Source organism: Variovorax sp. P1_H12_2, from assembly GCF_056405335.1.
Map to the genome: position 1 here is coordinate 1 of NZ_JBFUCI010000182.1, position 11759 is coordinate 11759.

At 67.1% G+C, this 11759-nt stretch carries 12 protein-coding genes and 1 pseudogene; 7 read left to right on the top strand and 6 right to left on the bottom strand.

Annotated elements, in window-relative coordinates; translation table 11 throughout:
* Nucleotides 1–432: Lrp/AsnC family transcriptional regulator (locus AC1D2K_RS18550; protein ID WP_478090303.1), on the top strand; the 432-nt coding region annotated here is incomplete at its 5' end.
* A gap of 43 nt (nucleotides 433–475) precedes the next feature.
* On the opposite strand, the gene glmU is transcribed toward AC1D2K_RS18550, so the two are convergent.
* Nucleotides 476–1912 carry a bifunctional UDP-N-acetylglucosamine diphosphorylase/glucosamine-1-phosphate N-acetyltransferase GlmU gene (gene glmU / locus AC1D2K_RS18555; RefSeq protein ID WP_478090304.1) on the bottom strand — a complete coding sequence of 479 codons (1437 nt, stop codon included), beginning with the start codon at nucleotides 1910–1912 and terminating at the stop codon, nucleotides 476–478.
* Between glmU and AC1D2K_RS18560 the strand changes: the two genes are divergently transcribed.
* A complete protein-coding gene (locus tag AC1D2K_RS18560; protein ID WP_478090305.1) occupies nucleotides 1911–2795 on the top strand; it encodes a DUF6279 family lipoprotein in 885 nt (294 codons plus the stop codon). The genes glmU and AC1D2K_RS18560 overlap by 2 nt on opposite strands.
* Before the next feature lie 24 nt (nucleotides 2796–2819).
* On the opposite strand, the gene AC1D2K_RS18565 is transcribed toward AC1D2K_RS18560, so the two are convergent.
* The 4 genes from AC1D2K_RS18565 to AC1D2K_RS18580 form a co-directional block, all read right to left on the bottom strand.
* The gene (locus AC1D2K_RS18565; RefSeq protein WP_478090306.1) at nucleotides 2820–3371 is read right to left on the bottom strand and encodes an acyltransferase; all 552 of its coding nucleotides are present in this window, start codon (nucleotides 3369–3371) and stop codon (nucleotides 2820–2822) included.
* Between the two features lie 30 nt (nucleotides 3372–3401).
* The gene (locus AC1D2K_RS18570; RefSeq protein WP_478090307.1) at nucleotides 3402–4214 is read right to left on the bottom strand and encodes a glycosyltransferase family 2 protein; all 813 of its coding nucleotides are present in this window, start codon (nucleotides 4212–4214) and stop codon (nucleotides 3402–3404) included.
* Complete coding sequence (locus tag AC1D2K_RS18575; RefSeq protein WP_478090308.1) at nucleotides 4211–5512, bottom strand: MATE family efflux transporter; 1302 nt, start codon at nucleotides 5510–5512, stop codon at nucleotides 4211–4213. Before AC1D2K_RS18575 ends, AC1D2K_RS18570 begins: the two co-directional genes overlap by 4 nt.
* A gap of 255 nt (nucleotides 5513–5767) precedes the next feature.
* The gene (locus AC1D2K_RS18580) at nucleotides 5768–6082 is read right to left on the bottom strand and encodes a DUF2917 domain-containing protein (protein ID WP_478090309.1); all 315 of its coding nucleotides are present in this window, start codon (nucleotides 6080–6082) and stop codon (nucleotides 5768–5770) included.
* A gap of 148 nt (nucleotides 6083–6230) precedes the next feature.
* Between AC1D2K_RS18580 and AC1D2K_RS18585 the strand changes: the two genes are divergently transcribed.
* The gene (locus AC1D2K_RS18585; protein WP_478090310.1) at nucleotides 6231–7214 is read left to right on the top strand and encodes a LysR substrate-binding domain-containing protein; all 984 of its coding nucleotides are present in this window, start codon (nucleotides 6231–6233) and stop codon (nucleotides 7212–7214) included.
* Nucleotides 7215–7343: 129 nt separating this feature from the next.
* Here the strand turns inward: AC1D2K_RS18585 and AC1D2K_RS18590 are convergent, their stop codons facing one another.
* Entirely contained in the window at nucleotides 7344–7961 is a 618-nt protein-coding gene (locus AC1D2K_RS18590) for a 5-formyltetrahydrofolate cyclo-ligase (RefSeq protein ID WP_478090311.1), read from the bottom strand.
* 9 nt (nucleotides 7962–7970) lie between these two features.
* Here AC1D2K_RS18590 and AC1D2K_RS18595 point away from each other — a divergent pair, with 9 nt between their 5' ends.
* The 4 genes and pseudogenes from AC1D2K_RS18595 to AC1D2K_RS18610 form a co-directional block, all read left to right on the top strand.
* On the top strand, nucleotides 7971–9992 hold the full coding sequence (locus AC1D2K_RS18595; RefSeq protein WP_478090312.1) for a lytic transglycosylase domain-containing protein: 2022 nt from the start codon (nucleotides 7971–7973) through the stop codon (nucleotides 9990–9992).
* Between the two features lie 8 nt (nucleotides 9993–10000).
* The gene (locus AC1D2K_RS18600; protein ID WP_478090313.1) at nucleotides 10001–10633 is read left to right on the top strand and encodes a mechanosensitive ion channel domain-containing protein; all 633 of its coding nucleotides are present in this window, start codon (nucleotides 10001–10003) and stop codon (nucleotides 10631–10633) included.
* An 85-nt stretch (nucleotides 10634–10718) separates the two neighbouring features.
* The gene (locus AC1D2K_RS18605) at nucleotides 10719–11402 is read left to right on the top strand and encodes a glutathione S-transferase family protein (protein ID WP_478090314.1); all 684 of its coding nucleotides are present in this window, start codon (nucleotides 10719–10721) and stop codon (nucleotides 11400–11402) included.
* A 30-nt stretch (nucleotides 11403–11432) separates the two neighbouring features.
* Nucleotides 11433–11759 (top strand): annotated as a pseudogene (locus tag AC1D2K_RS18610) (multifunctional CCA tRNA nucleotidyl transferase/2'3'-cyclic phosphodiesterase/2'nucleotidase/phosphatase); the annotation flags it as partial.

The following is an 11759-nucleotide window of genomic DNA, read 5'->3' on the forward strand; positions in this document are numbered from 1 at the left end:
CTGCAGCGCGACGCGTCCCAAAGCAACCAGGCGCTGGCCGAGCGCTTCAGCATCTCGCCGCCGACCTGCCTCAGGCGCGTGCGGCGCCTGCGCGCGGGCGGATGGATCGCCAGCGAAGTCGCGATCCTCGACCCCGCGCGGATCGGCCCGCTGCTGACCGCGGTGGTCGAGGTCTCGCTGGACCGGCAGGACGCGGCCTCGCTCGACGCCTTCGAGCAACGCGTGGCACCCGACGACGCGGTGCAGCAGTGCTACCGCGTCTCGCCCGGCCCGGACTTCGTCCTCATCGTGACCACGCGCGACATGCCCGGCTATCAGGCGCTGGCGCAGCGCCTCTTCAYGACCGATGCCAACGTGCGCAACGTCAAGGCCTTTTTCAGCGTCAAGCGGGCCAAGTTCGCACCACGCGTGCCGCTGCCCGGCGCAGCCTGAAGCGCGGGGACTTCGCCGCGGGAGGCGGCCCGGCGCCGGCCGCTCAGGCCTTCGGCGCTTTCTGCGGCCGCTTCCAGTCGGCAAAGCTCGTCTGCCTGGCGCGCGAGATCGTCAGGGCGCCCGGCTCGGTGCTCTTGGTCACGGTCGAGCCGCCGCCGATGGTGCCGCCGGCGCCGATCGTGAGCGGCGCCACCAGCACGCAGTTGCTGCCCACATGGACGTCGTCGCCGATGATCGTGCGGTGCTTGTTGGCGCCGTCGTAGTTGGCCGTGATGCTGCCGGCGCCGTAGTTGACGCGCTGCCCGACGGTGGCATCGCCCAGGTAGGCGAGGTGATTCGCCTTGGCACCCGCGCCGAGGGTCGAGTTCTTGATTTCCACGAAATTGCCGACGTGCACCTCGGCGCCCAGCCGGGCCCCGGGGCGCAGCCGCGCGAACGGGCCGATCCGCGAGCCCTCGCCCACGGTCACGCCGGCCTTATCGCCGTCGATGTGGGTGAACGGGTGAATCACCGATCCGGTCTCGATGCGCGCATTGGCGATCACGCAGTGGGCGCCGATGCGCACGTCGGCGCCCAGCGACACCGCCCCCTCGAAGACGCAATTGACGTCGATCTCGACATCCGACTCGCAGGCCAGGGTGYCGCGCAGGTCGAAGCGCGCCGGGTCGGCGAGGCGCACGCCCTGCGCCATCAGCGCGTCGGCCTGGCGCAGTTGATAGGCGCGCTCGAGCGCGGCCAGTTGCGCCGGGCTGTTGACGCCCGCCACCTGCAGCGCATCGTCGGTGCGATGCGCGACCACCGGCACGCCGTCCACGGTGGCGAAACCCACGATGTCCGTCAGGTAGTACTCGCCCTGCGCGTTCTTGTTGTCGAGCCGCGCCAGCCAGGCCTTGAGCAGCCGCGCCGGCACCGCCATCACGCCGCTGTAGACCTCGCGGATGGCGCGCTGCGCCTCGGTCGCGTCCTTCTCCTCGACCACGGACAGGACTTCGCCCTCGGCATCCGGCGCCCCCTGCACGCGCACGATGCGTCCGTATCCTTTCGGGTCGTCGACCCTGATGGTCAGCAGCGCGAGCCGCCGGCCCGCACTCTGGGCCGCCAGCGCGCGCAAGGTGTCGTCGCCGATCAGCGGCACGTCGCCCGACAGCACCACCACCGTGCCATCGTCAGGCAGCAGCGGCGCCGCCTGCTGCATGGCATGGCCGGTGCCGAGCTGAGGCACCTGGCGCGCGAACTGCGGCGTCGTACCGGCCGCTGCCCCTTCGAGCGCCGCCTCGACGTCGGTCGCGCCGTGACCGGTCACGACCACGATGTGGCGCCCGCCGATGCGCGTCGCGGTGTCGATCACATGGGCCACGAGCGCGCGCCCGGCCAAACGATGCAACACTTTGGGCAGACTGCTCTTCATGCGCGTGCCCTTGCCGGCCGCCATGATGACGACGTCGACCGGTCCCTCGTTGTCCTGCGGAGTCTGATTCATGCCACTTTCCAGAAAATGTTGCGCCAAGCTGGCACGAATTATCGGCGCGCTCGCCCTGGGCGCAGCGCTCGCCGCCTGCAGCACGGTCAAGCTGGCCTACAACAACCTGCCCGAAGTCGGCTACTGGTGGCTCGACGGCTACCTCGACTTCGACGACGCGCAATCGCCGCGCGTGCGCGACGAGCTGCGGCAGTTGCTGGCCTGGCATCGGCGCGACGAACTGCCGAAGATCGCCGACCTGCTGCAGCAGGCGCAGGCGCTGGCACCCGCCGACCTGACACCGGCCCAGGCCTGCGAGCTGTTCGACGCGCTGCGGCTGCGCCTGCTGGCGCTGGCCGAGAGGGCGGAGCCGGCGGGCACCGCTCTGGCCCTCAGCCTCAGCGAAGCGCAAGTGGAGCATCTCGCCCGCAAGTACGAAAGGATCAACGACGAATATAGAAAGGACTGGCTCGATCGAAGCCCCGCCAAGCAGCGCGACAAGCGATACGACCAGTTCCTCGATCGCAGCGAAGACTTCTACGGCCGGCTCGACGGCGGGCAGCGCGAACTGCTGCGGCTGCAACTCGAGCGCTCGGCCTTCGACCCGCGCGCATTCGACGCCGAACGAAAGAAGCGGCAGCAGGAGGTCCTGGCGCTGCTACGGCGCTTCAGTGTCGAGAAGACATCCCCGGCCGAGGCCCGGTCGGCGATCCAGGCCTATGTGGCGCGGATCGCCGAGCCTCCGCCCGGGCCGCTGCGCGATCGGCAACAGGCGGCGCAGCAGGAGTCCTGCCGGACCGTCGCGGCGCTTCACAACCGAACCAGCGACGCGCAGCGCGAAAAGGCCGTGCGGCGGCTGCGTGCCCATGAGGACGATCTGCGCCAGTTGACCAAGGCATCGTGACGAAGCCCGCTCACGGCGCCTGGGTCAATGGAAAAGCCTGCGATAGTCGGGCTCGTAGACCATCTCGGCGCTGCGCGTGCCGATCGGGCAAGCCGGAACGCCACCCACAATGACGTTCTCGGGCACGTCACCGGTCACCACCGCCCCCGCCGCCACCACCGCGCCGCGGTGGATATGAACCCCCGGCAAGATGACCGCGCGAGCACCGATCCACGCGTAGTCGTCGATGACCACGGGCGAACACACCGTGGCAAACACGGGCGACTGGACATCGTGCGTAGCCGTCAGGATCATGACCTCGGAACTGATGGAGACGTTGTTGCCGATCGTCAACTCCCCCCGATTGTCGAGCCGGCATTTCTCGTTGACGATCGAATGCCGGCCGATGCTTATTCCTCTTCGGGTGTCGAAGGTACTTCCCATGAGCAGACTGCTGTCGGGATGGATATCGAACCCCATGGCCCTCCGATACCACATTCGCCGAACGTAGTGCGAAGGAAACCGATTGACCCAGTGATTCGTCAGATAGATCAGAAACTCGACGCCGAAGTATCTTGCCTTATTGCCGATCATCATGACTGCAGATTTCCTGGAATCAGTCGGCACTCAAGCGTGCGCCGAGTTGCGCCGAGCCGAGCGCAGAATGAAGCGCTGATATAGGTATGGCGCCGTGAGCATGAATGGCCGGGTCAGCAGTCTTCCGTAGAATCGCCGCGGATTATTGGGTGCGGTTATTTTCCATTTGTCATTGGAAAAGTACTTGACCCAGCAGCGCTCCGATTCGACACCGCACACCTCCTGCATGGTCGAGGATTTGGATTCTGCATGGCAGCGGAACGCCCCGATGAAATCGGGAATCAGATGGAATTTCGCGCCCGCCACATACAGCCGGCTGAACCAGTCCAGGTCCATGGTGAAGCGCAACGAGGCATCCAGCGGTTCCTGCAACGCATTGGTTCGCCAGAACGCCGTTTCGCTCGCCACGTTGTAACCGTACTCGGCGGGATTGAACTCGCGCCCGCAGACCCAGCCGACCACGTGCGAATCGGCGTCGAGCATGAGGCGGTCGCCATGCACCACGCCAACCTCCGGGTGCTCGTCGAAGACGCGCAACACTTTCGCCAGTGCGCCTCGCAGGTAGACGTCGTCGCTGTTGAGCCAGCCGACGATATCCGCCCGGGCCTGCCGCAATCCCTTGTTGATGGCGTCGGTCTGCCCGCCGTCCCGCTCCGACACCAGTACGTCGATTTTGTTCGCGTATTTCTTCAATATATCGAGGGTCTGATCGGTGCTGCCGCCGTCCATCACGATCAACTGCAGGCCATCGATGCCCTGATCGAAGATGGACCGCAGGGTTTCCTCGATGTATTTGCCCTGGTTGTAGGACGGAATGATGATGCTTATTCTCGGCTTTTTCATGGCGTAAGGCCCTCGACAGCGGTTTGCGGCGCTCTTTTAAAATCGGGCCACCTTGAAATCAGTAACACGTATTGATAAAAGAAATGAGCAGCACTCGTGATGATGTTAAACCAGAGAATTGAAGAAAGTTCGTTGGCGCCGAATTTCCACAAATACAAACATTGCAAGGCGATGACGACCAGCACGCTGAATGCCTGCTTCTCGGTGAATCCCCGCACCGCGAGGGTGGAGAAGGCGAACCCAGCCCCGTTCAACAGGATGGAAGACAAGAACAGCATCCAGACATAGGGCACCATATTCTCGTATTTTTTCCCCAGCAGCAGAATCCAGTATTGCGGAAAGAAGACTGCACTCAGGAGCAGGCATATCATCGCCACCAAATAGATGGCATGGGCTCTGGAGATCATCGTCACGAGGCGCGCTCCTGCCGGTGCTCTCGCAATGGCCGGAAACAGGAGAATACCCGCCACCCGATCAAGCAGCACCAGCGCCAGTGCAAGCCTGCCAAAGGCGCCGATGTCGGCCACCATGTTCGCGGTGCCGAACAGGGAGGCCAGAAAGATGGTGACGACTCCCTGAACCTGAAAGAACACGGCCGACGGAATCAAGGGGATCACGATCTTCAGGATCTGGCTGTCGACGCGCTTCTCGTCCYGCGGACTCAGGCGCGATTCCTTGATGTTCCTGGCTTTGAACTCCCTGCGCAAGAGCACCAGGGCGAGGACTTCGGAACTCACGGTCGCAACCAGCAGGATCGCGATCGAATAGGGCGTCATGGGCAGCAGCAGGGCCGCCGACACGAGCGCGAAGCGCGCGGTGGTCACGCAGGCACCGATGCGGCTGAGCGCGTTCACGTACCCGAGGATCAACAGCACTGCGCCGGCATAGTGGCCCCACAACGTGATCAGGATCGAGGCGACGATCAKCACGGCAGCCAACACGTAGGCCCATTCGCTCCACCCATGCTGCAGGAAGGTATAGATGGCATAGGGCACCACGAAGGCGAAGCTGGCGACCAGGACCAGCGTGCGGCGGCTGAAGATCTGACGGCAGACGCCCACCACCCAGGGCACCTCGTTGTTCCGCTGGCCGACGATCGGCAGCGAGCACTTGCTCAGCCCCAGATCGGTCAGCCCCAGGATCAGCTGCATGCAGGTGATGAGGAAGGTGTAGACCGCGTACTGATCCTTGGGCAGCACGTTGACGATCAGCAAGCCCGCAATGCCACCGACCGCGACACCCAGAAACTCGACGCCGCTCACCATGGCGATCTGGCGCAGCCGGGAGAGCAGTTTCATGGATGGGACGGTGGGAGCAGGATTTCGCGCGAAGGCCCGAAGATACGCGATATCTAAAACGCGGACGCCGATTTCGCCACGCGCGGCGTGCGTTCGTGCTCACAACGACGGTATTTGAGTCGCGGCCCGCAGCCGGTCTGCGCCAAAGATGGCGGCCTGCCCCGACCACCCGGTTGCCGCTGAGGAACGACTGAGCAGCGACGCTGCCAGCTTCAACATCTCAGGCCAAGACCCGGGGCCCTGGCCTTGCGCAGCTCAGGCCACGGCGTCCCAGCTGTAGGTCGCGCCGGTGCCGTCCCACGGCTCCATCACGATGCGTTCGCCGGCGGCGACCGCCAGCGACTCGCCCGGGGCCAGCACGAGGTCCTCGCTGGCTGAGCGCGCCGTCGAGTCGCGGGTGACCCAGACCCGGCCCTGGCGGATCCGCAGCACGCTCGCGCTGGCGGCCCTGAGGCTCATCGCATGGCCGGCATCGAGTTGCCATGCACCGCGGCGAACGGCCGGCGGCACGGCCGCCGGACGGGCCAGCGCAACGGACGGAAGCGATGTAGAGGTGCAGACAGCGGACATGGTGGACTCCTGAGGATTTGCAGCACGCAATGGCGCGCTTCGGGAATGAATGATCGGCGCACGCTCGTTGGCAGTCCAATGAAAACGCGGTAGCCTACTGATTCCGGTTTCGCATCAATCCAACTTCCAGCTGAAGCCCCTCCCGCCCATGCTCCACTCCCAGACCCACCTGCGTTCACGGCCGATCGCGGCCGGTCATCTTCGCGCCTTCGAGGCCGTCGCCCGGCACCTGAACTTCCGCGCCGCCGCCGAGGAAATGGCGCTGACCCAGTCGGCCGTGAGCCGGCAGATCCAGTCGCTCGAGGAAGAGGTCGGCGTCGGCCTGTTCCTGCGCCACACGCGGGCGGTCGAGCTCACGGGCGCCGGCGCCCAGCTGCTGCTGGCGGTGCAGCAGTCGCTGCCGCGCATCGACGGCGCGGTGCGCCAGATCCGGCAGAACGCGGGGCGCAAGAGTGTCTCGCTCACCACCTTCGCCTCCTTCGCCTCGATGTGGCTGATCCCGCGGCTCGAGGCCTTCCAGCGCGACAACCCGGAAATCGACATCCGCATCGATGCCAGCGACGTGGCGCTCGACATGGACATCGCCGACGTCGACATCGCCCTGCGCTACGGTCCGCGCGAGAACATGCCGGCCGGGGCGCTGCGCCTCTTCGGCGAAACGATCACGCCGGTGGCGAGCCCCTGGCTGATCAAGAGCAACCCGGCGATCAAGGCGCCGGTGGACATCACGCGCTTCACGCTGATCGAGGCCGGCGACGCCCACCGCACGCACCTCGAATGGCTGACCTGGCGGCGCTGGTTCGAGGTCAACGACATGCCGCGCGCGCAGCCGCGGCGCTGGCTATATTTCAACTACGCCTATCAGATGGTGCAAGCCGCGCTGACCGGCCAGGGCGTGGTGCTGGCGCGCAGCTCGCTGATCGCCGAAAGCCTGGCCAACGGCGACCTGGTCGAGGTGCTGCCGCAGCACCGGATGGATTCACCGATGGCCTACTGGCTGATCACGGGCCCGCGCAGCGCGCCGCGCCCCGAGATCCAGGCCTTCTGTGAATGGCTGCAGGGCCAGGCCGCCACCACGCGCGAGACGATCGGCGAAGTACCGGACCCCGACACCATCGACCAGCTGGATTGACTTCCACCGGCCGGCGCAGCCAGGCCCGTTGGTGAAACACCGAGGAACCGGCTTTGCCGGGCCTCTGGTGTTGCCCCCGGCAGGGGGTGGGCGCCCGGACACGAAGTGCCGGGCAACCTGGGGGCGAGCTCAACCAATCGGCCAGACGACGCCGTTGTCGTTCAGGATCGCATCCAGGGGGAGGTCATGCGCCTCCGGCTCGAAATCGTCGATGAAGCCGTTTGCGAAGCCCAGCCCGACCGTGAACGGCCGTGGCTCCAGCGCCGCCAGCGTGCGATCGTAGAACCCGCCGCCGTAGCCCAGCCGGTAGCCGCCGGCGCTGTAGCCCAGGCAGGGCACGAACAGCAGCGTCGGGACGATCAGCTCGGTGTCCTTGGGTTTCGGGATGTCGAAGGCGTCGTTCTCCATCGGGCAGCCCGGATACCAGGCATGGAAGGTCAGCGTCTTGTGCACCCGGTCGACCACCGGCAGGCCGATGCGCCGGCGCTGCGGCTCGTCGAGCAGTTCGCCGTCCTCTTTCCAGCGGTGCAGGGCCGGCAAGGGGTCGAATTCGCCCTTGATCGGCCAGTAGGCGCCGATCACGGCGTCCGGCCGCCCCACCAGCCAGATCCGCATCACGCGCTGCAGCAGGTCAGCGCGCGCGAGGCGGTCGGGCATGGCGAGGCGCTGCTCGATCAGCGCCGCTCGCAGTTGTCCCTTGAGAAAAGTGGCCGTTTCCGAGGTGTCGGCACCCTTTGACTTGTCCATAATCCCCCGATGCAGTTCGCAAGCATTTTGGCATCCACTCGGCGCCCGGCCGCCACCTCTTTTTCCACCCTGGCCTTGTCGCTGCTGCTGGCCGCTGCGGCGATGCTGCAGCCGGCCCGCGCCCAAAGCGGCAGCGACGACGTCCTGCTGCAAATGAAACAGGCCGCGCAACGCGGCGACAAGGCCCGCCTGGCCGCCCTGCTGCCGCAGGCGCGCGGCCATGCGCTCGAACCCTGGGCCGCCTACTGGGAACTCAAGTCGCGGCTCGGAGAAGCCAGTGCGCAGGAGGTGCAGGACTTCCTGGCCCGCTATCCCGGGACCTACCAGGAAGACCGGATGCGCAACGACTGGCTGCTGCTGGCAGGCCAGCGCCGCGACTGGGACAGCTTCGGCGCGCTGCACCCGGCCTTCCGGATGAACGACGACGCCCAGGTGCGCTGCTACGCGATCCTGGTCGAGACGCTGCGCTCGGGCAGCGTGACCCAGGCCCAGGCCGACGAGGTGCGGCGCAACTGGTTCGCCCAGCGCGATCTCGATGACGGCTGCCTGACCGCGGCCGACCGGATGATCGGCGCCCGCCTGATGTCGCCCAACGACGCCTGGAAGAAGGCCCGGCTGGCGATCGAGGCCAATCGTCCGCAGGCCGCCCGCGCCGCGGTGCTCCTGGTCGCGCCGGATGCCATCGGGCTGTTCGACGACATGAACGCCAGCCCGGCCAGGTTCCTGGCCGGCCGCGCCACCGCGGTCGCCAAGTCGCGCCGCGAGCTGGTGGTGCTGGCCCTGATCAAGATGACGGTCGCCGACCCGGCCGTGGCCGCTTCCCAGCTCGAGGGCAAATGGGACACCACGCTGTCGACCGAGGAGCGCAACTGGCTCTGGGGCGCGATCGGGCGCCAGTTCGCCACCAAGCTCTCGCCGCTGGCCAACAGCTACTTCGCCAATGTCACCCGGCCCGGCGACCTGAGCGACGACATGCTCGCCTGGAAGGCGCGCGCGGCCCTGCGCAGCGGCAGCTGGAAGAACGTGCAGGCGGCGATCGACGCCATGAGCGAGGTCCAGCAGCAGGACCCGACCTGGGTCTACTGGAAGGGCCGCGCCCTGCTCGCGGGCGGCGGCGAGGAGCGCCACGGCCAGGCCCGCATCCTGTTCGAGACCATCGCCGGGACGCGCGGCTTCTACGAACTGCTGGCGCTCGAGGAACTGGGCCAGCGCGCCGCCGTGCCGACCAGGCCGGACCCGCTCACGGCCGAGGAGAAGAACGCGGCGCGCGGCAACGCCTCGCTCGGCCGCGCGCTCTACGCGATCGGGATCGGGCTGCGCCCCGAAGGCACGCGCGAGTGGAACTACGCCACCAACCTGCACGACAAGGGCGGAATGAGCGACCGCGAGCTGCTGGCCGCCGCCGACCTGGCCTGCCAGCGCGAGGTCTGGGACCGCTGCATCAACACCAGCGAACGCACCAAGGGCGTGATCGACATCGATCAGCGCTTCCCGATGCCGTTCCACGACACGGTGGTGCGCAAGAGCCGGGAGATCGGGCTCGACCCAGCCTATGTCTACGGCCTGATCCGGCAGGAAAGCCGCTTCATCATGGAGGCGCGCTCCGGTGTCGGTGCCTCGGGCCTGATGCAGGTGATGCCGGCCACCGCGCGCTGGACCGCGAAGAAGATCGGCATGGGCGAATTCACGCCGGGCCAGATCAACGACCGCGAGACCAACATCACCATCGGCACCAACTATCTGAAGCTCGCGCTCGACGATTTCGACGGCTCGATGGCGCTGGCCGCGGCCGCCTACAACGCCGGCCCGGGCCGGCCGCGCAGCTGGCGCAACGGGCCGCTGATGGAGGCGGCCATCTGGGCCGAGAACGTCCCCTTCAACGAGACCCGCGACTACGTCAAGAAGGTGCTCGCCAACACCACCAACTACGCGGCCCTGATCAGCGGCCAGCCGCAGTCGCTCAAGGCGCGGCTGGGCAGCGTGGGCCCGCGCAACGCCAGCGAACCCGAGCCGAACAAAGACCTGCCCTGAGGACGGGAGTGAACCGAACCCTGCAAAGCCTGCGCGCCCAGCTACCCGCCTGGGCCATCGAATGGCTGGAGATCCTCATCCCCATGGCGCAGGTGGCGCTGATCGTGCTGGCCGCCTGGCTGCTGTACCGCCTCGCACGCCGGGTGATCCTGCGCGTGACCACGAGCTACGCACTGCCCGGCAACGTGGCCCTGATCACGCGCCGCACGACCGGCTTCCTGATCTATGGCGGCGCCCTGCTGTGGGGCCTGGAGCGGCTGGGGGTCTCGGGCACCGTGCTGTGGACCGCCTTCACGAGCTTCGCCGCCGTCGGCGCGGTGGCCTTCTTCGCCGCCTGGAGCGTGTTGTCGAACATCTTCTGCGCGCTGTTGATCTTCACCACGCGCATGTTCTGGCCCGGCGACACGGTGGAGGTGCTGGAGAACGGCGAGAAGCCGGGCCTCAAGGGCCGCGTGCTGGACATCAACCTGGTCTTCACCACGCTGGAGGAAAGCGGCAGCGCGCAGGAGGGCACCACGCTGAAGATCCCCAACAGCATGTTCTTCCAGCGCGCCGTGCGCCGCTGGCACGGCAGCGCCCCCGCGCTGCCGCGGACGGTCGACCTGGCGCCGCCGCCCTCCCCGGACACCCCACCCGCCTGAGCATCAATACCGCGCGGCGATGGCATCAATCGGCGCGCGTGGCACGGCTAGCATCAAGGGCTTTGCACCACCCCGGAGAACCGCCATGACCCAGCTCTACATCGGCAACAAGAACTACTCGTCGTGGTCGATGCGACCCTGGGTGCTCATGAAGCAGGCCGGCATCCCGTTCGACGAAGTCATGCTGCGCTTCGATTCCTTCGGCGCCGACTCGAAGTTCAAGCACACGATCCTGCCGCTCAACCCGACCGGCACGGTGCCGGTCATGAAGGACGGCGACATCGTCGTCTACGACACGCTCGCCATCTGCGAATACCTCGCCGAGACGCATCCCGACAAGAAGCTCTGGCCCGCCGACCGCGCGCTGCGCGCGCAGGCGCGCAGCGCGTGCGCCGAGATGCACGCAGGCTTTCTCATGCTGCGCAGCCATTGCGGAATGAACATCGAGGCCGACTTTCGCCTGCAGGGCCAGATCATCCTTCGCGACCAGCCCGGCGTGCGGGCCGACCTCGATCGCATCGTGCAACTCTGGAGCGGCCTGCTCGAAGCGAGCGGCGGCCCCCTGCTGTTCGGCGAATTCAGCATTGCCGACGCCTACTTCGCGCCCGTGTGCATGCGCATCAAGTCCTTCGGGCTGCCCGTGCCCGCCGCGATCTCGGCCTACGTCGAGCGCATCCGCGCGCTGCCGGCCGTGAAGGCCTGGATCGACGAAGCGCTCGTGGAAAAGGACTTCGTCACCATCGACGAGCCGTACCGCCTGGCACGCTGAGCCGCTCGCGCGCCGCCCTACACTGCGCGCATGCAAACCTATCTCGTCGGCGGCGCTATCCGCGATGCGCTGCTCGGCCGCGACGGCAGCGACCACGACTGGGTCGTGGTCGGCGCGACGCCCGAAAAGATGGCCGCGCTCGGCTTCCTGCCGGTGGGGCGCGACTTCCCGGTCTTCCTGCATCCCGAGACGCGCGAGGAATACGCGCTGGCGCGCACCGAACGCAAGAGCGCCCCGGGCTACCGCGGCTTCGTCGTCCATGCGGCACCCGACGTCACGCTCGAAGAGGACCTGGCGCGGCGCGACCTGACCATCAACGCGATCGCGCTGCCGGCCGAGCGCATCGCCGCCGCCGAC